Raw genomic sequence first — 21,532 nt, forward strand, 5'->3', positions numbered from 1 at the left:
TTGCGGGGCCTTGTGGGGGCGGGCTTGTCCCGCGATCAAGGGCGAAGCCCTTGCCAGGCGACGGTGATATCGGGTCCGGCCTAATCGCGACAAGTCGGACCGCCGCACCACCGCTCCCACAGCGCAGCCCGAAGGGCCGGTTCCCTGACCTTCGGCAGATGAGCCGCTTTCGCGCCTATGGTAGAGTGCAGGCCTTTTTCCAAGGGGATGCTTACTGTGTGGGAATTGGTCAAGTCCGGTGGTTGGATGATGCTGCCGATCATTCTGAGTTCCATCGCCGCCATGGCTATCGTCGCCGAGCGCCTATGGACCCTTCGCGCCAGTCGCGTGACCCCGCCGCACCTGCTGGGCCAGGTGTGGGTGTGGATCAAGGACAAGCAACTGACCAGTGACAAGCTCAAGGCCCTGCGTGCCGATTCGCCGCTGGGCGAGATCCTCGCCGCGGGCCTGGCCAACTCCCGCCATGGCCGGGAGATCATGAAGGAATGCATCGAGGAGGCCGCGTCGCGGGTCATCCACGAGTTGGAGCGCTACATCAGCACCCTGGGCACCATCGCCGCCATGGCACCGCTGCTGGGCCTGCTGGGCACGGTGCTGGGCATGATCGACATCTTCAGTGCCTTCATGGGTTCGCAGATGACCGCCAACCCGGCGGTGCTCGCCGGGGGCATTTCCAAGGCCCTGGTCACCACCGCGGCAGGCCTGATGGTCGGCATTCCTGCGGTATTCTTCCACCGCTTCCTGCAGCGGCGCATCGATGAGCTGGTGGTCGGCATGGAGCAGGAGGCGATCAAGCTGGTCGAGGTCCTGCAGGGCGACCGTGAAGTCGAAGTGGCCGGAGGCAAGGCGTGAAGTTCCGACGCAACCGGCAACGGGAGAACGTCGACATCAACTTGGCGTCGCTGATCGACGTGGTGTTCGTGTTGCTGCTGTTCTTCGTGGTCACCACCACCTTCACCCGCGAGACCCAGCTGCGCGTCGAGCTGCCGGAGGCCGTCAGTGCCACCCAGCCGCCAGCGGAGGAGGGCAAGCGCGTGGAGGTCACCATCAGCGCCGACGGCGTGTATTCGGTGAACAACCACTTGCTGCCCAAGAGCGACCTGGCGACCCTGACCGAAGCCCTGGAGCGTGAGTCGGGCGGCGACATCACCTTGCCGCTGTCGATCAGTGCCGATGGCAAGACGCCCCATCAGGCCGTGGTCACCGCGATGGATGCGGCCGGCAAGCTCGGCTTCAGCAAGCTGCGCATGACCACCGTCGAGGCCGCGCAGGGTACCCCTTGATGGCCTTCGCCGACCGTCTGCTCGCTGCCTGGTACACCGGGCACCCGGCCCTAGCGCTGCTGCGACCGCTCGAGGCCTTGTACCGGCGCGTTGTCCTGCGCAAGCGCGCGCGTTTTCTCAATGGCCAAAGCGCCAGCTACCGCGCACCGGTGCCGGTAATCGTGGTGGGCAACATCACGGTGGGCGGCACCGGCAAGACACCCATGATCCTCTGGCTGATCGAGCACTGTCGACGCCAGGGGCTGAAGGTCGGCGTGGTCAGCCGTGGCTACGGCGCCACGCCGCCCAGCGTGCCCTGGCGGGTCCAGCCCGACCAGGACGCGAGCGAGGCGGGGGACGAGCCCTTGCTGATCGTGCAGCGCACCGGTGTGCCGCTGATGATCGACCCCGAACGTTCTCGCGCCGTACAGGCCCTGTTGGCCAGCGAGCCGCTGGACCTGATCTTGTGCGACGACGGCATGCAGCACTACCGCCTGGCCCGTGACCTGGAGCTGGTGCTGATCGATGCCGCCCGTGGCCTGGGCAATGGCCGTTGCCTGCCGGCCGGGCCGTTGCGCGAGCCGATCGAGCGCCTGGCCGAGGCGGACGCCGTGCTGTACAACGGCGCCGAGCGCGACCGGGACGGCGGTTTCGCCTTCGGCCTGCGGCCGACAGCACTGGTCAACCTGCGCAGCGGCGAGCGCCGCCCCCTCGAACATTTTCCGGCAGGCCAGGCCGTGCACGCCGTGGCCGGTATCGGTAACCCGCAGCGTTTCTTCAATACCTTGCAGGGGCTAAACTGGCAGCCTGTACCGCACCCCTTCGCCGACCACGCGCAGTTCAACGCGCAGAACCTGGCATTCAGCCCGGCGCTGCCACTGGTGATGACCGAGAAGGATGCGGTGAAGTGCCGGGCCTTCGCGGTTGACGACTGGTGGTACCTGGCCGTGGATGCGGTGCCGTCGCAGGCTTTTGTCGCCTGGTTCGACGGCCAGTTGCAGCGGTTGCTGCCTGGGCGCCCCGCGCCTCAAGATTGTTAATTTTCCGGCCTCTGGCCACGTAAGGAAGCCTCCATGGACACCAAACTGCTCGATATCCTGGCCTGCCCGATCACCAAGGGCCCGCTCAAGCTCAGCGCCGACAAGACCGAGCTGATCAGCAAGGGCGCAGGCCTGGCCTACCCCATCCGCGACGGCATCCCGGTGATGCTGGAAAGCGAAGCGCGCACCCTGACCGACGACGAGCGCCTGGATAAATGAGCCTGAACTTCACCGTGGTGATTCCGGCCCGCCTGCGCTCCACGCGCCTGCCGGGCAAGCCGTTGCTGCCGATCGCCGGCAAGCCGATGGTCCAGCATGTCTGGGAGCAGGCGCGCAAGAGCGGCGCCAACCGCGTGGTCATCGCCACCGATGACGCCAGCATCGTCGAGGCCTGCCAGGCCTTCGGCGCCGAAGTCCTGCTGACCCGTGCCGACCATGAGTCGGGCACCGATCGCCTGGCCGAAGTGGCCGCGCAGCTGGCATTGCCCGCCGATGCCATCGTGGTCAATGTTCAGGGCGACGAGCCCTTGATTCCTCCGGTGATCATCGATCAGGTGGCCGCCAACCTCGCGGCCCATCCGGAGGCCGGCATCGCCACCCTGGCCGAGCCGATCGCCGAGCCGGAAACCGTCTTCAACCCCAACGCGGTGAAGGTGGTCAGCGACAAGAACGGCCTGGCCCTGACCTTCAGCCGCGCACCGCTGCCCTGGGCACGGGATGCGTTCGCCAACACGCGCGACAGCGTGCCCGCGGGCGTGCCGTATCGCCGTCATATCGGCATGTACGCCTACCGCGTGGGCTTTCTCCAGGACTTCGTCGGCTGGGGCCCGTGCTGGCTGGAGCAGACCGAGGCGCTTGAACAGCTGCGCGCCCTATGGCACGGCGTGCGTATCCATGTCGCCGACGCCATCGAGGCGCCGGCAGTCGGCGTGGACACCCCTGAAGACCTGGAGCGCGTACGGCGCTTGCTGGAGGCCTGATGCGCGTCCTGTTCGTCTGCCTGGGCAATATCTGTCGTTCACCGACCGCCGAAGGCGTGCTGCGTCATCAATTGCAGGCCGCAGGGCTGGCCGAGCAGGTGCATGTGGCATCTGCCGGCACCGGCGACTGGCATGTGGGCGAGGCGCCCGACAGCCGTACCTGCCAGGCGGCCCTGGCGCGCGGCTACGATCTGTCGGGCCAGCGCGCCCAGCAGGTCAAGGTCGAGCATTTCGGTGACTACGACCTGATCCTGGCCATGGACAAGCGCAACCTCGGCCATCTGCAGGCCATGCGCCCGCAGGCGGCCAGCGGCGAGCTCGACCTGTTCCTGCGCCGCTATGGCGCGGCTCTGGATGAAGTGCCAGACCCTTACTACGGCGGTACCGAAGGTTTCGAACAGGTCCTGGACCTGGTCGAGGCGGCCTGTCGCGAGCTGGTCGTGGAAATCAAGGGGCGGCTATGACGGCGAGTTGGCAGGAGCAGGTATCGCTCAAGCCCTACAACACCTTCGGCATCGACGTGCGCGCACGCTACTTCACCCAGGCCCATGACGATGGCGAAGTGCGCCAGGCCCTGGCCGAGGCTGCCGCGCGGCAGGTGCCGGTGCTGGTGATCGGCGGCGGCAGCAACCTGCTGCTGACCGGTGATATCGACGCCCTGGTGCTGCACATGGCCAGCCGTGGCCGCCGCGTGATGCAGGAGGAGGGCGAGCGGGTCGTGGTCGAGGCCGAGGCCGGTGAGCCTTGGCATCCTTTCGTGCAGTGGTCCCTGGAGCAGGGGCTCTGCGGCCTGGAGAACCTCAGCCTGATTCCTGGCACGGTGGGCGCTGCGCCTATGCAGAACGTCGGTGCCTATGGGGTGGAAATCAAGGACGTATTCGCCGGGCTGACCGCGCTGGACCGGCAAACCGGTGAACTGCGCGATTTCGCGCTGGAGGAATGTGCCTTTGCCTACCGCGACAGCCTGTTCAAGCGTGACCCCGGGCGTTGGTTGATCCTGCGGGTGCGTTTCGTCCTCAGCCGAGCCTTGAACGCCCACCTGGACTACGGGCCGGTACGTCAGCGCCTGGCCGAGCAGGGCGTCGAAGTGCCCACCGCCAAGGCCATCAGCGAAGCGATCTGCAGCATTCGCCGGGAAAAACTGCCAGACCCGGCCGAGCTGGGCAACGCCGGCAGCTTCTTCAAGAACCCCGTCGTTCCGGCGGCATCGGCCGAGCGCATTCGTGAGCACTACCCGAACGTGGTGGCTTATCCACAGCCTGACGGCCAGGTGAAACTGGCCGCCGGCTGGTTGATCGAGCAAGCCGGGTGGAAGGGGTATCGTGATGGTGATGCTGGCGTGCATCGCCTGCAGTCACTGGTGCTGGTGAACTATGGCCAGGCGACGGGAGCCCAGTTGCATGACCTGGCACGCCGGATCCAGGCCGACATCTTCAAGCGCTTTGGTGTGGTGCTGGAGATGGAGCCGAACCTGTACTGAGCGCTGTGCGGGCCTCATCGCCGGTAAGCCGGCTCCCACAGGGTGTGGTGGGCGCGGTACCGGTGGGAGCCGGCTTGCCGGCGATTGGCCAGGGCGGGCAACACAAGACAGCTGAAATGAAAAAGCCCCGCCAGTTCGCACTGGCGGGGCTTTTTCATTCAACCGACGACATCAACCGTGGTTAGGTTTCTGCTCGTCGGTGGTTTCCAGGGCTTCGGGCTCCTGGGCAGCGGCGGCAGCTTGGGCGGCTGCAGCTGCGGCAGCGGCAGCTTCGGCTTCGCGCTTGCGGCGACGCACTTCACGTGGGTCGTTCGGGGCGCGGCCGTTGGGCAGCATCACCGTGGCGGGTTCGACCGGGGCCGGTGCCTCTGGCTCCGCTTCCGCAGGCGCGGCCTGGGCAGCGACCGGAGCCGATTCGACCACGTCAGGCGTTGCCTCGACGACTTCGACAACCGGCTCTACAACCGGCGCTTGCTCGATGGCAGTGGCCTTCTCAGCTTCGCCAGACTCAACGGCCGGTGCTTGTTCGGCGGCTTCGACGGCAGGGGCTTCGACAGCAGGCTGCTCAGCCGTTTCCACAACTGGCTCGGCACCAGGCTCGACCACGGCAACCGGTTCACTGGCAGGCTGCTCTACCACAGGGGCGATAGCGGCTCCCTCGACCTGGGTGGTCGGCTCGGCGGCAACCTGTTCAGCCGGCAGGGCGATGACTTCGCCTTCGGCAACCACGGCGGTGGCCTGTTCGGCCTGCTGGTTGGCCTGGGCTTCGGCGTCGGCGCTGATGTTGCTGGTGGCGACGGCGGCGGTCACGGCCAGGCCGGCAGCCAGTTCCGCACCCAGCTCGGTGGCCTGGTGCTGCGGTGCTGCCGGCTCTTCGCCGGTGGCGTCCTCGTCACCGCCTTCGATCAGCTCGCCGTTGGCGTTGCGTTGACGTTCGCGACGGTTGCTGCGACGACGCTGGCCACGGGAGCGGCGACGTGGGCGTTCGCCGTCGGTGCCTTCCTGTTGCTCATCCTGCAGCAGCTCTTCGTTGGGCAGTTGCTCCTCGGCGGCCTCGGCAGCTTGCTCGGCGGCACGCGGCTGGCGTTCTTCACGTGGCGGACGCGGCTGGCGCTCTTCACGCTCGGCACGCTCTTCGCGCGGTGCACGTTCTTCGCGAGGAGCCCGTTCTTCACGCGGTGCACGCTCTTCACGAGGGGCACGTTCTTCGCGTGGAGCGCGTTCTTCGCGAGGTGCACGCTCTTCACGAGGCGCACGTTCTTCGCGAGGCGCACGCTCCTCACGAGGGGCACGTTCTTCACGCGGTGCGCGTTCTTCGCGGGCTACGCGCTCTTCACGTGGTGCACGTTCTTCACGCGGCTGGCGCTCCTCGCGGGCGGCCGGTGCGGCGTCCAGCGGCTCACGCAGTTCGCGTACACGCTCCTCGCGATTGCCGCGGCGGTCTTCGCGTGGCTGGCGCGGCTGGCGCTCTTCACGGGGTGCGCGCTCCTCGCGTGGTGCACGTTCTTCACGCGGTGCACGCTCTTCGCGTGGCTGGCGGTCTTCACGCGGGGCGCGCTCGCTACGCTCTTCGCGCGGCTTGCGTTCCTCGTCGCGGCGGCCGTTGCGGTTGCGGCTCTGCTGACGACCGTTGCGACGCTCTTCGTTACGCTGTGCGCGCTCGGCGGCAGGCTTCTCGGTAGCAGCGGCGGGAGCGGCGACAGGCTCTTCCTTGCCGGCGAACAGGCTGACCAGCGACTTGACCAGGCCCTTGAACAGGCTCGGCTCAGGTGCGCTCGGCGCCGGCGCGGCGGGGGCGGTCGGTTGTGGCTCGGGCGTGGCCGGTACCGGGGCGTTGGCACGGGCCGGAGCGGTCTTGACCGCGGCTTCCTGGCGAACCAGGGTGCGGGTGGCGGTCGGCTGCGGCGCTTCTTCGGTTTCGGCGGCGGCGATCTCGTAGCTGGACTGGCTGTTGAGCACGTCCGGGTTGTCGTCGCGCAGGCGCTGGACTTCGAAGTGCGGGGTTTCCAGGTGATCGTTCGGCAGGATGATGATGCGTGCACGGGTGCGCAGTTCGATCTTGGTGATCGAGTTGCGCTTCTCGTTGAGCAGGAAGGCGGCCACCGGGATCGGTACCTGGGCACGTACCTCGGCGGTACGGTCCTTGAGGGCTTCTTCCTCGATCAGGCGCAGGATCGCCAGGGACAGCGACTCGACGTCACGGATGATGCCGGTGCCGGAGCAGCGTGGGCAGACGATGCCGCTGCTTTCACCCAGGGACGGACGCAGGCGCTGGCGGGACATCTCCAGCAGGCCGAAGCGCGAGATGCGGCCGACCTGGACGCGGGCGCGGTCGGCCTCGAGGCATTCGCGTACGCGTTCTTCCACGGCGCGCTGGTTCTTCGCCGGGGTCATGTCGATGAAGTCGATGACGATCAGGCCGCCGATGTCACGCAGGCGCAGCTGGCGGGCGATTTCCTCGGCCGCTTCCAGGTTGGTCTGCAGGGCGGTTTCCTCGATGTCGCTACCCTTGGTGGCGCGCGCCGAGTTGATGTCGATGGAAACCAGGGCCTCGGTCGGGTCGATGACGATCGAGCCGCCCGACGGCAGGTCGACGACGCGCTGGAAGGCGGTCTCGATCTGGCTTTCGATCTGGAAACGGTTGAACAGCGGGACGCTGTCTTCGTACAGCTTGACCTTGCTGGCGTACTGCGGCATCACCTGGCGGATGAAGGTCAGGGCTTCTTCCTGGGCGTCGATGCTGTCGATCAGCACTTCGCCGATGTCCTGGCGCAGGTAGTCGCGAATGGCGCGGATGATGACGTTGCTTTCCTGGTAGATCAGGAACGGCGCGGCGCGGTCCTGGGACGCTTCCTTGATGGCGGTCCACAGTTGCAGCAGGTAGTCGAGGTCCCACTGCATTTCTTCGCTGCTGCGGCCAAGGCCGGCAGTGCGCACGATCAGGCCCATGTCGCCTGGGACGGTCAGGCCGTTGAGGGCTTCGCGCAGCTCGTTGCGCTCCTCGCCTTCGATGCGGCGGGAAATGCCGCCGGCACGCGGGTTGTTGGGCATCAGCACCAGGTAGCGGCCGGCCAGGCTGATGAAGGTAGTCAGGGCGGCGCCTTTGTTGCCGCGCTCTTCCTTCTCGACCTGGACGATGACTTCCTGGCCTTCGCTCAGTACTTCCTTGATGTTGACGCGGCCTTCGGGCGCCTTCTTGAAGTATTCGCGGGAGATTTCCTTGAGCGGCAGGAAGCCGTGGCGTTCGGAGCCGAAGTCGACGAAGGCGGCTTCGAGGCTGGGTTCGATCCGGGTGATCCGGCCTTTGTAGATGTTGGCCTTCTTCTGCTCGCGCGCCCCGGACTCGATATCCAGGTCGTAGAGGCGTTGGCCATCCACCAGGGCTACACGCAACTCTTCGGGTTGAGTCGCGTTAATCAGCATTCTTTTCATGTTGTACCGTCGGTTTCCGGGCTGCCGGAAACGGCGTTCGGCACACACGACTGCTCATGGTCGGTGCCAAGGTGCGCAAAGGGTGGCGGGCCACCCCCGTGTCCAGCGACATTCGGCACCAGCCGGTTACCCAGCCTGCCGTGGTCGCGACGACGCGTCCTGTTTGCTGCGATGCCAAAAAGACCTGTGGTATCCGAATCAACCATACAGGCCCCGTGCACTCAGTCAGGAGGAGGAATCAACCATCGGCCGTGGACGCCCGTGGGGCATCTGTCCAGGACCGGGTCCGCTCATCGGCCAAACTAGGGGCCGCTGGCCGGACGCGGTGCTACACGGTCCGAGGGCTGTGCATCTCCACCCTGCACGTATCCTGATCATTCGGGTGCTGCCGCGCGCTGAATCCGCAACGGGTTGCATTTTTCGCCAGCTCCGATTCGGGAGCTGGCGCCATTCATATCCAAGGCAGGTATTTCCGAAGCATTCGCCGGGCGATGCGTGCAAGCGCCGGAGCGGGCAGAGGTACGGCGAAAAGAAGCGGGTAAGCAGGTGAAATACCGCACTTGTCGTTTTTTTTCGGTCTTCTCTACACAGCGCTGGTGGCGATTCCAGGCATTTCGGTAAACTGGCGAAAACCCCGTAGGACGGCCTCGCGTCCTCGAGAATTGCGATGGTCAGGGGCGGGCCTGGAGCCTGCTGCCGCTGGCCTGCCGCTTTTGGCGGCGTTCGCGACTATAGCAGTAATGATTAAGTGCTTCAATTCCATAAAAAATTGTTATGATTCCTCCATGACGACCAATACCCCCCCGACTTCCGGCGTACAGCTGATCGAAGTCGCGCCGGAGCTTGCCGGCCAGCGCATCGACAATTTCCTCATCACGGCCCTCAAGGGCGTGCCCAAGACCCTGGTCTACCGCATCCTGCGCAAAGGCGAGGTGCGGGTCAACAAGGGTCGGATCAAGCCCGAGTACAAGCTCCAGGCCGGCGATATCGTGCGCGTGCCGCCGGTGCGCCTGCCCGAGCGCGACGAGCCGGCCCCCGTGGCCCAGGGGCTGCTGCAGCGCCTGGAGGCGGCCATCGTCTACGAAGACAAGGCGCTGATCGTGCTCAACAAGCCAGCCGGCATCGCCGTGCATGGCGGCAGTGGCCTGAGCTTCGGGGTGATCGAGGCGCTGCGCCAGCTGCGCCCGGATGCCAAGGAGCTGGAGCTGGTCCATCGCCTCGATCGCGACACTTCCGGCCTGCTGATGATCGCCAAGAAGCGCAGCATGTTGCGCCACCTGCACGCCGCCTTGCGTGGCGATGGGGTCGACAAGCGCTACATGGCCTTGGTGCGCGGTCATTGGCCGACGTCCAAGAAACAGGTCAGTGCGCCGCTGCAGAAGAGCAACCTGCGTTCGGGCGAGCGCATGGTCGAAGTCAACGACGAAGGCAAGGAGGCGCTGACCTTGTTCCGCGTGCTGCGCCGCTTTGGCGACTTTGCCACCCTGGTCGAGGCGCGCCCGGTGACTGGCCGCACCCACCAGATCCGCGTGCACACCCTGCACGCCGGGCACAGCATCGCCGGCGACAGCAAGTATGGCGACGAGGATTTCTCCAAGGAGATCCGCGACCTGGGCGGCAAGCGCCTGTTCCTGCATGCCTACGCCCTGACCGTGCCACTGCCTGACGGCGGCGAGCTGAAGGTCGAGGCGCCGGTGGACGAGGTGTGGGCCAAGACCGTGGAGCGCCTGAGTGCGACCTGACTTCTCATGAACAAACGCTATGAGCTGTTGATCTTCGATTGGGACGGCACCCTGGCCGACTCCATCGGGCGCATCGTCCTGGCCATGAACAGCGCCGCCGAGCGTGCCGGCGTGGCCCCCAGCAGCGATGACGCGATCAAGGGCATCATCGGTCTCGCCCTGGGCGAGGCGATCGCCACGCTGTATCCACACCTGGATACCGCTCAGGTCGAGGTGTTTCGTCAGTACTACGCCGAGATCTACATGGCCTTGGACCAGGAGCCTTCGCCGCTGTTCGAGGGGGTGGTGGAGTCGCTGGAGGCCTTCCGGGCCGAGGGCTACCGCCTGGCGGTCGCCACCGGCAAGGCGCGCCGTGGCCTGGACCGGGTGCTCAAGGCCAATGGTTGGGAGGGTTACTTCGACATCACCCGTGCTGCCGACGAAACCCGAGGCAAGCCGCACCCGCTGATGCTCGAGCAGATCCTGGCTCATTGCCGGGTCGAACCGCAGCGCGCACTAATGGTCGGAGATTCGGCATTCGACCTGCAGATGGCCAGCAATGCCGGCATGCATTCGGTCGCGGTGGGGTATGGTGCCATGTCCCTGGCGGCCTTGAGCGAATTCGGCCCGCAGGTGTGCATCGATCATTTTTCACAGTTGCGCGAGTGGCTGGCCGCGTCGCGCACTCATTCCAAGGTAGGTGAGCATGGCTGACGAGTGGCGGGCACCCGAGCCCGAGGGCTCTGGGGGCAACGACGAGCGCAAGGGTTGGAAACTGCTGGAGAAGACCCTGCTGGCAGGTGTGCAGGAGCAGCGTCGGGCGCGGCGCTGGGGGATCTTCTTCAAGCTGCTGACCTTCGTCTACCTGTTCGGCATCTTGCTGCTGTTCACGCCGTTGATGGACATGGACAAGGCGGCTTCGCGCAGCGCCAGCCATACCGCATTGGTCGAAGTGCGCGGCATCATCGCCGACCAGGAGCCGGCCAGCGCGGACAACATCGTCAAGAGCCTGCGCGATGCGTTCAAGGACCCGAAGACCAAGGCTGTGGTCATGCGCATCAACAGTCCGGGTGGCAGTCCGGTGCAGGCGGGCTACGTCTATGACGAGATCCGTCGCCTGCGCGCCGAGTACCCGGCGATCAAGCTCTATGCGGTGATCGCCGACCTGGGCGCTTCGGGTGCCTACTACATTGCCAGTGCGGCCGACGAGATCTATGCCGACAAGGCCAGCCTGGTGGGCTCTATCGGCGTGACGGCAGCCGGTTATGGCTTCGTCGGCGCCATGGAGAAGCTGGGTGTGGAGCGGCGTACCTACACGGCCGGCGAACACAAGGCCTTCCTTGATCCGTTTTCGCCGCAGAAGCCCGAGGAAACCGAGTTCTGGCAGGGCGTGTTGAACACCACCCACCAGCAGTTCATCGCCATGGTCAAGCAGGGGCGGGGCGATCGTCTGAAGGATAAGGAGCACCCGGAGCTGTTCAGCGGCCTGATCTGGTCGGGCGAGCAGGCCAAGACCCTGGGGCTGGTGGATGGCCTGGGCAGTGCCAGCTACGTGGCGCGTGAGGTCGTGGGCGAGAAGGAGTTGGTGGACTTCACGGTCGAGGAGTCGCCGTTCGATCGCTTCTCCAAGCGCCTGGGCGCTAGCGTGGCCGAGCGCCTGGCCATGTGGATGGGGTTCCAGGGGCCGCAATTGCGTTGAGTCCGTCGCATGTTTTGCGGCGGCTGTGCGAACGAGCGCCGCCCGCGCGGCGCTCGATCTAACGGGCGGTAGAGGTGTCGGGCTAAGGAATGACCACGCCTTCCCGGGTCAGCATGTCCACCAAGCGGATCAGCGGTAGGCCGATGAGGCTGGTGGCGTCGCAGCCGTGGGTGCTTTGAAACAGGCTCACCCCCAGCCCTTCGGCCTTGAAACTGCCTGCGCAGTCCAGCGGCTGCTCCGCCCTCACATAGCGCTCCACACGCTCACGGTCCAGCTCCCGCAGGTGCACGGTGAACGGCACGCAGTCCACCTGGCACTGGCCGGTGGCGCTGTTGTACAGGGCCAGGCCGGTGAGGAAGCTGACCTGCTGCCCACTGGCAGCCAGCAATTGCTCGCAGGCGCGTTCGAAGGTGTGCGGCTTGCCCAGGACCTGTTCGCCGAGGACCGCCACCTGGTCGGAGCCGATGATTAGATGGTCGGGGTGGCTGCTGGCCAGGGCCTCGGCTTTTTGTCGGGCCAGGCGGCGAACCAGTTCGACGGCCGGCTCGTCATCCAGGCGCCGCTCGTCTATGTCGGGGCTTGCCCAGGTGAAGGGCAGGTGCAGGCGCTCGAGCAGTTCGCGCCGGTAGGGGGAGCTGGAAGCCAGTAACAAGGGAAGCATGATAGACTCCTGGGCAGATGACCCCGATTCTAACATGCGTGATGCTGCCGAATTTCCTTTGACAGGGGCGGGGGGCATCCCTAGAATGCTGCGCCTATGTTGAATGACCCGATTCCACCTCACGTTGACCCGCGCAAATTGGCTGATCGCGGCGTAACCATCCAAGGTTCGCTGCAACTCGCTGATTTGGAAAGACTCTGCGACCCGCTTTCCGACGATGTCGGTACGGTGCAGGCGAAGTTCGATTTTGAGCGAGACGAACAGAACGCCGTGGTTATCCACAGCGAACTCGACGTCGAGGTCAAGATGGTTTGCCAGCGTTGTCTTGAGCTGGTCACCCTGCCGATCCACAGCGAATGTACGTACGCCGTGGTGAAGGAGGGTGCGAATACCCAGTCGTTGCCGAAAGGCTATGACGTGCTGGAACTGGGCGAAGATCCTTTGGATCTGCAGGCGCTGATCGAGGAAGAGCTATTGCTCGCCCTGCCGATCGTACCTGCTCATCATCCGGAAGAATGCCAGCAGCCGGCGGGCGCCGATGAGCCCGAACCGAGCAAGGACGAGGTATCGCGGTCCAACCCGTTCAGTGTTTTGGCGCAGTTAAAGCGTGACCCAAACGTTTAGGAGTTAATCAATTATGGCTGTTCAGCAGAACAAAAAATCCCGCTCTGCCCGTGACATGCGCCGTTCCCACGACGCCCTGTCGGAAAACGCGCTGTCCGTAGAAAAGAGCACCGGTGAAGTACACCTGCGCCACCACGTTTCGCCAGAAGGCGTATACCGTGGTCGCAAAGTGATCGACAAGGGCGCTGACGAGTAATCCTTGTCCGCTCAGATCATCGCGATCGACGCAATGGGCGGGGACTTCGGTCCCCGCAGCATTGTCCAGGCAAGTATTGCTTGCCTCTCGGCTACCCCCTCGCTGCACCTGACCCTCGTCGGTCAACCCTCCCTCCTCGAAGAACTCATCAGTGGCCTTGCGGCTGCGGATCGCGCGCGCCTGCAGATCGTTGCGGCTAGCGAGGTGGTGGGCATGGACGAGCGGCCATCCCAGGCGTTGCGTGGCAAGCCTGACTCGTCGATGCGCGTCGCCCTGGAATTGGTGCGAGACGGCAAGGCTCAGGCCTGCGTGAGTGCCGGTAACACGGGCGCGCTGATGGCGTTGTCGCGCTTCGTGCTCAAGACCTTGCCGGGCATTGACCGGCCGGCGATGGTGGCAGCGATCCCGACCCAGGCCGGCTACTGTCAATTGCTCGACCTGGGCGCCAATGTCGATTGCAGTGCCGAGAACCTCTACCAGTTCGCGGTGATGGGCTCCGTGGCGGCCCAGGCCCTGGGTATCCCCCGGCCACGCGTGGCGTTGCTGAATGTGGGGACCGAGGACATCAAGGGCAACCAGCAGGTCAAGCTGGCGGCGAACCTGCTGCAGAGCGCGCGTGGGCTCAACTACATCGGTTTCGTCGAAGGCGATGGCCTGTATCGGGGTGAAGCCGATGTGGTGGTGTGCGACGGTTTCGTCGGCAATATCCTGCTCAAGTCCAGCGAGGGCCTGGCGACCATGATCGGTGCGCGCATCGAGGCGTTGTTCCGCGCAGGTGTGCTGGCGCGCGCCGCCGGTGCCCTGGCCATGCCGCTGCTCAAGCGCCTGCAGGCCGACCTGGCCCCGGCCCGGCACAATGGCGCAAGTTTCCTTGGCCTGCAGGGCATCGTCATCAAGAGCCATGGCTCGGCGGGCGTGCAAGGCTTCCAGAGCGCTATCCAGCGGGCGTTGATCGAGATCCAGGAGAACCTGCCGCAGCGCCTGCATGGTCGCCTGGAGGACTTGTTACTGTAGGGGCGGGCTTGCCTCGCGATTGGCCGGGCCCGATATCACCGTCGCCTGGCAAGGGCTTGGCCCTTGATCGCGGGACGAGCCTGCTGCCACAGGGGCGGTACAGTCAAACAAAGACCTTAGGCATATCGGCTATGAAGTGCTTAAATGTGACCGCTTGGTCCCTTTTCCCATCCAAGTTTTCAGTTTCCGCGTCCGGCCTTGGGGCTGGCGCACCCTATCCGACGACAAGATCATAAGGGCTTGTTCAATGTCTGCATCCCTCGCATTCGTCTTTCCCGGTCAAGGCTCCCAGTCGCTGGGCATGCTCGCCGAACTCGGCGCAGAAAAGCCGGTGATCGTCGAGACCTTCAAGGAAGCTTCCGAGGCTCTGGGCTACGACCTGTGGAAGTTGGTCCAGGAAGGTCCGGAAGAACAACTCAACCAAACCGACAAAACTCAGCCGGCGATCCTCACCGCCTCCATCGCCTTGTGGCGCCTGTGGCTGGAGGAGGGCGGCGCCCGCCCGGCGTTCGTATCGGGCCACAGCCTGGGTGAGTACAGTGCGCTGGTCGCCGCTGGCAGCCTGAGCCTCAAGGACGCCGTGCGCCTGGTCGAGCGCCGTGGCCAACTGATGCAGGAAGCCGTACCGGCAGGCCATGGTGCCATGGCCGCGATCCTCGGCCTGGATGACGCCGATGTCGTCGCCATCTGTGCCGAGGCCGCCGAAGACGAAGTGGTCAGCGCGGTCAACTTCAACTCGCCAGGCCAGGTCGTGATCGCCGGCAACAAGGCTGCGGTCGACCGCGCCATCGAGCTGTGCAAGGCCAAGGGTGCCAAGCGCGCGCTGCCGCTGGCGGTCAGCGTGCCGTCGCACTGCGCATTGATGAAGCCGGCTGCCGAGCGTTTCGCCGAAGCGGTCAACGCCATCGAATGGAAGGCCCCGCAAATTCCGGTGGTGCAGAACGTCACCGCTGCGGTCGCCGCCGACCTCACCGCCCTCAAGCAAGACCTGCTGGCCCAGCTGTACCAGCCGGTGCGTTGGGTCGAGTGCGTGCAGACCCTGGCCGCCAATGGCGCGGTCAACCTGGTCGAGTGTGGCCCGGGCAAGGTCCTGGCTGGCCTGAACAAGCGTTGCGCCGACGGCGTGACCACCTACAACCTCAATACCCCTGACGCTGTCGCCGCCACCCGCGCGGCGCTGGCCTGAAATTGGAGAAGCTTGCATGAGCCTGCAAGGTAAAGTCGCACTGGTCACCGGCGCCAGCCGTGGTATCGGCCAGGCCATCGCCCTCGAACTGGGCCGCCAGGGCGCGACCGTGATCGGCACCGCTACCTCGGCTTCGGGCGCCGAACGCATCGCCGCCACCCTGAAGGAACACGGCATCACTGGTACCGGCATGGAGCTGAACGTGACCAGCGCCGAGTCCGTGGACGCCGTGCTGGCCGCCATCGGCGAGCAGTTCGGCGCGCCGGCCATTTTGGTCAACAACGCCGGTATCACCCGCGACAACCTCATGCTGCGCATGAAGGACGACGAGTGGTTCGATGTGATCGACACCAACCTGAACAGCCTCTACCGTCTGTCCAAGGGTGTGCTGCGCGGCATGACCAAGGCACGTTGGGGTCGTATCATCAGCATCGGCTCGGTCGTCGGTGCCATGGGCAACGCCGGCCAGGCCAACTATGCTGCCGCCAAGGCCGGCCTGGAAGGGTTCAGCCGCGCCCTGGCGCGTGAAGTGGGTTCTCGCGGTATCACCGTCAACTCGGTGACCCCGGGCTTCATCGACACCGACATGACCCGCGAGCTGCCGCAAGCGCAGCGTGAAGCGCTGCAAACCCAGATTCCGCTGGGCCGCCTGGGCCAGGCCGAGGAGATCGCCAAAGTGGTTTCCTTCCTGGCATCCGAAGGTGCAGGCTACGTTACCGGCGCCACCGTGCCGGTCAACGGCGGTATGTACATGTAAAAAACGCAGTGCAATGTGACGGATCGCTTCAAAAAAGAGTCATACACGAAGCCTAAAATCCGTTATAAAGCTGCAACCAGATTCCAGGCAGAGGGTGGGGTGACTGGGTGAACGGCGCGTTGCGCTTGAAAAGCAGGCGTCTTTCTATAAACTTGGTCACCGGCCAGCTGCCTGACATATGTCCATTAGGAGTGAAAACTAGGTATGAGCACCATCGAAGAACGCGTCAAGAAAATCGTCGCCGAGCAACTGGGCGTCAAGGAAGAAGAAGTGACTGCCGAGAAGTCCTTCGTCGATGACCTGGGTGCCGATTCGCTTGACACCGTTGAGCTGGTGATGGCTCTGGAAGAGGAATTCGAGACCGAAATCCCTGACGAAGAAGCCGAGAAGATCACTACCGTTCAAGCTGCAATCGACTACGTCAAAAGCCACCAGGCCTAAGACGCAGTAGTCGACGCTTCTTGTCGGGAAAAACCGCACTGCCTTTGCCGGCGTGCGGTTTTTTCTTTGAGCGCCGAGAGCTTGTTGCCATTTCATTCCATTGCCTTGAAATGCAATGGCAAGAAACTCTGTGATTAAAAGAGGAGAGTACTGTGTCGCGTAGACGCGTCGTGGTCACCGGTATGGGTATGCTGTCGCCACTGGGTACCGATGTACCGAGCACCTGGCAGGGCATTCTGGCTGGCCGCAGTGGCATTGGGCCGATCGAACACACGGACCTGTCTGCCTATACCACCCGTTTTGGCGGCTCGGTGAAGGGCTTCGAGGTCGAGCAGTACCTGTCGGCCAAAGAGGCCCGTAAGCTCGACCTGTTCATCCAGTACGGTCTGGCGGCCGGTTTCCAGGCGGTGCGCAACGCCGGCCTGGAAGTCACCGACGCCAACCGTGAGCGCATCGGCGTGGCCATGGGCTCGGGCATCGGCGGCCTGACCAACATCGAGGAAACCAGCCGGACCCTGCATGACCAGGGCCCGCGGCGGATCTCGCCGTTCTTCGTGCCCGGCTCGATCATCAACATGATCTCCGGCTTCCTGTCGATCCACCTGGGGTTGCAGGGCCCGAACTACGCCATTTCCACGGCCTGCACCACCGGCACCCACTGCATCGGCATGGCCGCGCGCAACATCGCCTATGGCGAGGCCGACGTGATGATCGCTGGCGGCGCCGAAATGGCTGCCTGTGGCCTGGGCATGGGCGGCTTCGGTGCCTCCCGCGCCCTGTCGACCCGCAACGACGAGCCGACCCGCGCCAGCCGTCCGTGGGACAAGGGCCGCGATGGCTTCGTGCTGTCCGATGGTGCCGGTGCCTTGGTCCTGGAGGAGCTCGAGCACGCCAAGGCCCGTGGCGCGACCATCTATGCCGAACTGGTCGGTTTCGGCATGAGTGGCGACGCGTACCACATGACTTCGCCACCCGATACCGGTGACGGCGCCGCACGCTGCATGGTCAACGCCTTGCGTGACGCCGGCATCGCGCCTGAAGCGGTGAGCTACATCAACGCCCACGGCACCTCGACCCCGGCCGGCGACATCGCCGAAGTGGCCGCGATCAAGAAGGTGTTCGGTGAGCATGCCTACAAGCTGGCGGTCAGCTCGACCAAATCGATGACCGGCCACCTGTTGGGTGCTGCAGGTGCGGTCGAGGCGATCTTCAGCGTGCTGGCGATCAACAGCCAGATGGCGCCGCCGACCATCAACCTGGACGAGCCGGACGAAGGCTGCGATCTGGACTTCGTACCCCACGAAGCCCGCAGCATGCCGATCGATGTGGTGCTGTCCAACTCCTTCGGCTTTGGCGGAACCAACGGTTCGCTGGTATTCCGCCGGTTCGTCGGCTGATGCACAGCTGGATCGACGGCCAGCCCGCGACTGCGCTCAACCTGCAGAACCGCGGCCTGGCCTACGGCGATGGCCTATTCGAGACCATCGCCGTGCGTGCCGGCAGGCCCAGCCTGCTTGCGCAGCACCTCGACCGCCTGGCGCTGGGTTGCCAGCGTCTGGCGATCGAAGCCGACGTGTCTCTTGTGCGCAACGAAATCATCGCCTATGCCAGCCAACTCGGCGAAGGCGTGGCCAAGCTGATCCTTACCCGTGGCGACAGCCAGCGTGGCTATGCACCTGTGGTGGGGGCCGCGCCCCGGCGCATTCTGCAGGGCAGCCCGTTGCCCGCCTACCCGAAGGAAAACGCCGAGCTGGGCGTGAGCCTGTTCGATTGCCAGACCCGCCTGGCGGAACAACCGCTGCTGGCCGGCCTCAAACACCTGAACCGCCTGGAGCAGGTACTGGCGCGAAGCGAATGGCAAGGTGGCGAATACGCCGAAGGGCTGATGCGTGACATGCGCGGCCGGCTGATCGAAGGTGTGTACAGCAATCTCTTCCTGGTCCGCGACGGCGAACTGCTGACGGCCGACCTCAGCCGTTGCGGCGTGGCGGGCGTCATGCGTGCAGCCTTGCTGGAGCAGACTGCAACGTTGGGCATCGCGGTTCGGGTGCGCGACCTCGAGCTCGCCGACCTGGAACTGGCCGACGAAGTGTTCCTGTGCAACAGCGTCTATGGTGTATGGCCGGTGCGTACATTTTCTGCCTTAAAGCTCGACTGGCCGCCAGGCCCACTCACCCGTAAACTGCAGGCCGTTGCCCGTACGTTACTGGAAACCTGATTCGTGAGACGCAAATTCCTGCTGCTGCTGGAAATGGGGTTGATCCTCGCTGGCCTGGCCCTGGGCTGGTCGGCCTGGAAGGTCAACTCGGTCCTGGAGCAGCCCTTGCACGTGACGCAGGAGCAACTGCTCGACGTGCCCACCGGCACCACGCCCAACCGCATGTTCTACCGCATGCAGAACGAGGGCCTGCTGGACGACGCCATCTGGTTGCGCCTGTACTGGCGCTTCAACATGGCGGGAACCCCGCTGCACACCGGCGAATACCGCCTCACCCCCGGCATGACCGTGGCCGAGCTGTTCGATGCCTGGCGCCGTGCCGACGTGGTGCAGTACAACCTGACCCTGGTCGAAGGCTGGACCTTCCGCCAAGTGCGCGCGGCCGTGGCCAAGCATGAAAAGATCAAGCACACCCTCGACGGGCTGTCCGACTCGCAGGTAATGGACAAGCTTGGCCATACCGGGGTATTTCCCGAGGGCCGCTTCTTCCCCGACACCTACCGCTTCGTGCGCGGCATGAGCGATGTCGAGCTGCTGCAGCAGGCCTACATGCGCCTGGAAGAAGTGCTCGCCAAAGAATGGGCCGAGCGTGCCACCAACCTGCCATACCGCGACCCGTACCAGGCGCTGATCATGGCGTCGTTGGTGGAGAAGGAAACCGGTATTCCCCAGGAGCGTGGGCAGATCGCCGGCGTGTTCGTGCGCCGCCTGCGCCTGGGCATGATGCTGCAGACCGACCCGACCGTGATCTACGGCATGGGCGAGCGCTACAACGGCCGTATCACCCGCGCCGACCTGCGCGAGCCGACGCCCTACAACACCTACACCATGACCGGGTTGCCGCCTACGCCGATCGCCATGGTCGGCCGCGAGGCCATCCATGCCGCGCTGAACCCCTCCGACGGCTCCAGCTTGTACTTCGTCGCTCGCGGCGACGGCAGCCATGTGTTCTCCGACGACCTGGACGACCACAACAGCGCCGTGCGGGAGTTCCAGCTCAAGCGCCGCAGCGGCTACCGCTCAAGCCCCGGGCCCCAGGTGCCTGGTGCTGGCGAGCAGGCGCCGGGCGAACCTGCGCCTCCTCCCTCCAACGAGCCATCTGGCGAAAGCCTGGCGCCCGAGAATGACGCGCCCGCCAGCGAACCCGCGCCGGCCGATGCGCCGGCTCCCGACGAACAACAGTAAGGACTGCCCGTGAGCGGTTTGTTTATCACCCTGGAAGGCCCCGAAGGCGCGGGCAAGAGCACCAATCGCGAATACCTGGCAGAGCACCTGCGCGAACAGGGCCTGGACGTGGTTCTGACTCGCGAGCCCGGCGGTACGCCGCTGGCCGAGCGGATCCGCGAGCTGCTTCTGGCGCCCAGCGACGAGGCCATGGCTGCCGACACCGAGCTGCTGTTGGTGTTCGCCGCCCGTGCCCAACATCTGGCCGAGGTCATCCGCCCGGCACTGGCCCGCGGTGCGGTGGTGCTCTGCGATCGTTTCACCGACGCCACCTACGCCTACCAGGGCGGTGGTCGCGGCTTGCCCCAGGCGCGCATCGCCACCCTTGAGGCGTTCGTCCAGGGCACCTTGCGCCCCGACCTGACGCTGGTCTTCGACCTGCCGGTGGAAGTGGGCCTGGCCCGGGCCGCCGCCCGGGGTCGCCTGGACCGCTTCGAGCAGGAGGGCCAGGCATTCTTCGAGGCCGTGCGCCAAGCCTACCTGCAGCGCGCCGCGCGCGAGCCCCAGCGTTACAGCCTGCTGGATGCCGCGCAGCCGTTGGCCGCTGTACAGCGCGCCATCGACGCGTTGTTGCCGGGCATCTTGGAGCGTTGCCGTGGCTGAGGCCTACCCCTGGCAACAGGCGCTCTGGCAGCAGTTGGCCGGGCGCGCCCAGCACGCCCATGCCTACCTGTTGCACGGGCCCCAGGGGATCGGCAAGCGGGCCCTGGCCGAGCGCCTGATGGCGCGTCTACTGTGCCAGCAACCCCAGGGCCTGGATGCCTGTGGCCAGTGCAAGGCGTGCCTGTTGCTCAAGGCCGGCAGCCATCCGGACAACTTCGTGCTGGAGCCGGAGGAGGCCGACAAGCCGATCAAGATCGACCAGGTGCGCGAGCTGGTGTCGTTCGTGGTGCAGACCGCGCAGCAGGGCGGGCGCAAGGTGGTGTTGATCGAGCCGGTCGAGGCGATGAACGTCAATGCCTCCAATGCCTTGCTCAAGAGCCTCGAGGAGCCTTCGGGCGATACCGTGCTGCTGCTGGTCAGCCATCAGCCCAGCCGCCTGCTGCCGACCATCAAGAGCCGCTGCCAGCAGGTCGCCTGTCCGCAGCCGAGCCTGGCCCAAAGCCAGGCCTTCCTGGCCGACGCCTTGCCCGACGTTGCGCCAGAGGAGCGCGACGAACTGTTGGCCCTGGCTGCCGGTTCGCCATTGATGGCCATGAGCTTGCAGGCCCAGGGCGTGCGCGAACAGCGTGCCCTGGTCACCGATGGGGTGAAGAAGCTGCTCAAGCAGCAACAGTCCCCCAGCCAGCTGGCCGAGGCCTGGAGCAACGTGCCATTGCTGTTGCTGTTCGACTGGTTCTGCGACTGGTCGCACCTGATCCTGCGCTACCAATTGACCCAGGACGAGGAGGGGCTAGGCTTGGGCGATATGCGCAAGGTGGTCCAGTACCTGGCGCAGAAAAGCCGGCAGGGCAGGGTGCTGGAGGTCCAGGCGTGGATCCTCGAGCAGCGTCAGAAGGTACTCGCCAAGGCCAACCTCAATCGTGTCCTGCTGCTCGAAGCCTTGCTGGCCCACTGGGTCCAGCTGCCGGGTTCACGCTGATTCCTCTTTCGTTTC

General features: G+C 65.2%; 23 protein-coding genes. 21 read left to right on the forward strand and 2 right to left on the reverse strand.

Features of this window, described 5'->3' with window-relative positions:
• Positions 1–216 precede the first annotated feature (216 nt).
• Genes IRZ56_RS11175 through murB form a run of 7 tightly spaced genes read left to right on the forward strand, consistent with a single transcriptional unit; the run spans position 217 to position 4,762 of the window.
• Entirely contained in the window at positions 217–852 is a 636-nt protein-coding gene (locus IRZ56_RS11175; RefSeq protein WP_196144992.1) for a MotA/TolQ/ExbB proton channel family protein, read from the forward strand.
• Positions 849–1,283, forward strand: coding sequence for an ExbD/TolR family protein (locus IRZ56_RS11180; protein WP_196144993.1), 435 nt, complete (start codon positions 849–851; stop codon positions 1,281–1,283). Before IRZ56_RS11175 ends, IRZ56_RS11180 begins: the two co-directional genes overlap by 4 nt.
• On the forward strand, positions 1,283–2,302 hold the full coding sequence (lpxK, locus tag IRZ56_RS11185) for a tetraacyldisaccharide 4'-kinase (RefSeq protein WP_196144994.1): 1,020 nt from the start codon (positions 1,283–1,285) through the stop codon (positions 2,300–2,302). Before IRZ56_RS11180 ends, lpxK begins: the two co-directional genes overlap by 1 nt.
• A gap of 33 nt (positions 2,303–2,335) precedes the next feature.
• Positions 2,336–2,521: a Trm112 family protein gene (locus IRZ56_RS11190; protein ID WP_003247142.1), complete on the forward strand. Its 186-nt coding sequence runs from the start codon at positions 2,336–2,338 to the stop codon at positions 2,519–2,521.
• The gene (gene kdsB, locus IRZ56_RS11195; RefSeq protein ID WP_196144995.1) at positions 2,518–3,282 is read left to right on the forward strand and encodes a 3-deoxy-manno-octulosonate cytidylyltransferase; all 765 of its coding nucleotides are present in this window, start codon (positions 2,518–2,520) and stop codon (positions 3,280–3,282) included. Before IRZ56_RS11190 ends, kdsB begins: the two co-directional genes overlap by 4 nt.
• On the forward strand, positions 3,282–3,746 hold the full coding sequence (locus tag IRZ56_RS11200; RefSeq protein WP_196144996.1) for a low molecular weight protein-tyrosine-phosphatase: 465 nt from the start codon (positions 3,282–3,284) through the stop codon (positions 3,744–3,746). The genes kdsB and IRZ56_RS11200 overlap by 1 nt, the downstream gene beginning before the upstream one ends.
• Positions 3,743–4,762, forward strand: coding sequence for a UDP-N-acetylmuramate dehydrogenase (murB, locus tag IRZ56_RS11205; protein WP_196144997.1), 1,020 nt, complete (start codon positions 3,743–3,745; stop codon positions 4,760–4,762). The genes IRZ56_RS11200 and murB overlap by 4 nt, the downstream gene beginning before the upstream one ends.
• A gap of 171 nt (positions 4,763–4,933) precedes the next feature.
• Here murB and rne read toward each other — a convergent pair whose 3' ends face one another.
• A complete protein-coding gene (gene rne, locus IRZ56_RS11210) occupies positions 4,934–8,194 on the reverse strand; it encodes a ribonuclease E (RefSeq protein WP_196144998.1) in 3,261 nt (1,086 codons plus the stop codon).
• 785 nt (positions 8,195–8,979) lie between these two features.
• On the opposite strand from rne, the gene rluC reads away from it, so the two are divergent.
• From rluC to IRZ56_RS11225, 3 genes are read left to right on the forward strand one after another with little or no spacing between them, the layout of a single operon-like run.
• Positions 8,980–9,936: a 23S rRNA pseudouridine(955/2504/2580) synthase RluC gene (gene rluC, locus IRZ56_RS11215; protein ID WP_196144999.1), complete on the forward strand. Its 957-nt coding sequence runs from the start codon at positions 8,980–8,982 to the stop codon at positions 9,934–9,936.
• Positions 9,937–9,942: 6 nt separating this feature from the next.
• Positions 9,943–10,629, forward strand: a complete 687-nt coding sequence (locus IRZ56_RS11220; RefSeq protein WP_196145000.1) for an HAD family hydrolase — start codon at positions 9,943–9,945, stop codon at positions 10,627–10,629.
• The gene (locus IRZ56_RS11225; RefSeq protein ID WP_196145001.1) at positions 10,622–11,614 is read left to right on the forward strand and encodes a S49 family peptidase; all 993 of its coding nucleotides are present in this window, start codon (positions 10,622–10,624) and stop codon (positions 11,612–11,614) included. The genes IRZ56_RS11220 and IRZ56_RS11225 overlap by 8 nt, the downstream gene beginning before the upstream one ends.
• An 82-nt stretch (positions 11,615–11,696) precedes the next feature.
• On the opposite strand, the gene IRZ56_RS11230 is transcribed toward IRZ56_RS11225, so the two are convergent.
• A complete protein-coding gene (locus tag IRZ56_RS11230) occupies positions 11,697–12,275 on the reverse strand; it encodes a Maf family protein (RefSeq protein ID WP_196145002.1) in 579 nt (192 codons plus the stop codon).
• A 96-nt stretch (positions 12,276–12,371) separates the two neighbouring features.
• On the opposite strand from IRZ56_RS11230, the gene IRZ56_RS11235 reads away from it, so the two are divergent.
• The 11 genes from IRZ56_RS11235 to IRZ56_RS11285 all read left to right on the forward strand — a co-directional run bounded on the left by IRZ56_RS11235 (position 12,372) and on the right by IRZ56_RS11285 (position 21,517).
• Positions 12,372–12,899, forward strand: a complete 528-nt coding sequence (locus IRZ56_RS11235) for a YceD family protein (RefSeq protein ID WP_084855024.1) — start codon at positions 12,372–12,374, stop codon at positions 12,897–12,899.
• Positions 12,900–12,912: 13 nt separating this feature from the next.
• On the forward strand, positions 12,913–13,095 hold the full coding sequence (gene rpmF, locus IRZ56_RS11240) for a 50S ribosomal protein L32 (protein ID WP_008096416.1): 183 nt from the start codon (positions 12,913–12,915) through the stop codon (positions 13,093–13,095).
• A 3-nt stretch (positions 13,096–13,098) separates the two neighbouring features.
• Complete coding sequence (plsX, locus tag IRZ56_RS11245) at positions 13,099–14,109, forward strand: phosphate acyltransferase PlsX (protein ID WP_196145003.1); 1,011 nt, start codon at positions 13,099–13,101, stop codon at positions 14,107–14,109.
• Between the two features lie 247 nt (positions 14,110–14,356).
• The gene (fabD, locus tag IRZ56_RS11250; protein WP_196145004.1) at positions 14,357–15,295 is read left to right on the forward strand and encodes an ACP S-malonyltransferase; all 939 of its coding nucleotides are present in this window, start codon (positions 14,357–14,359) and stop codon (positions 15,293–15,295) included.
• A 16-nt stretch (positions 15,296–15,311) separates the two neighbouring features.
• On the forward strand, positions 15,312–16,052 hold the full coding sequence (gene fabG, locus IRZ56_RS11255) for a 3-oxoacyl-ACP reductase FabG (protein WP_196145005.1): 741 nt from the start codon (positions 15,312–15,314) through the stop codon (positions 16,050–16,052).
• A gap of 204 nt (positions 16,053–16,256) precedes the next feature.
• Positions 16,257–16,493, forward strand: coding sequence for an acyl carrier protein (acpP, locus tag IRZ56_RS11260; RefSeq protein WP_043214413.1), 237 nt, complete (start codon positions 16,257–16,259; stop codon positions 16,491–16,493).
• A gap of 152 nt (positions 16,494–16,645) precedes the next feature.
• Positions 16,646–17,890, forward strand: coding sequence for a beta-ketoacyl-ACP synthase II (gene fabF / locus IRZ56_RS11265; protein ID WP_196145006.1), 1,245 nt, complete (start codon positions 16,646–16,648; stop codon positions 17,888–17,890).
• The gene (gene pabC, locus IRZ56_RS11270; protein WP_196145007.1) at positions 17,890–18,711 is read left to right on the forward strand and encodes an aminodeoxychorismate lyase; all 822 of its coding nucleotides are present in this window, start codon (positions 17,890–17,892) and stop codon (positions 18,709–18,711) included. The genes fabF and pabC overlap by 1 nt, the downstream gene beginning before the upstream one ends.
• A gap of 3 nt (positions 18,712–18,714) precedes the next feature.
• Positions 18,715–19,896 (forward strand): endolytic transglycosylase MltG, encoded by a 1,182-nt coding sequence (gene mltG, locus IRZ56_RS11275; protein WP_196145008.1) that lies wholly within the window; start codon positions 18,715–18,717, stop codon positions 19,894–19,896.
• 9 nt (positions 19,897–19,905) lie between these two features.
• Positions 19,906–20,538, forward strand: coding sequence for a dTMP kinase (gene tmk / locus IRZ56_RS11280; RefSeq protein ID WP_196145009.1), 633 nt, complete (start codon positions 19,906–19,908; stop codon positions 20,536–20,538).
• A complete protein-coding gene (locus IRZ56_RS11285) occupies positions 20,531–21,517 on the forward strand; it encodes a DNA polymerase III subunit delta' (protein ID WP_196145010.1) in 987 nt (328 codons plus the stop codon). Before tmk ends, IRZ56_RS11285 begins: the two co-directional genes overlap by 8 nt.
• Positions 21,518–21,532: the final 15 nt, after the last annotated feature.

The sequence above is a fragment of the Pseudomonas guariconensis genome (assembly GCF_015680235.1).
GTDB classification, from domain to species: domain Bacteria; phylum Pseudomonadota; class Gammaproteobacteria; order Pseudomonadales; family Pseudomonadaceae; genus Aquipseudomonas; species Aquipseudomonas guariconensis_A.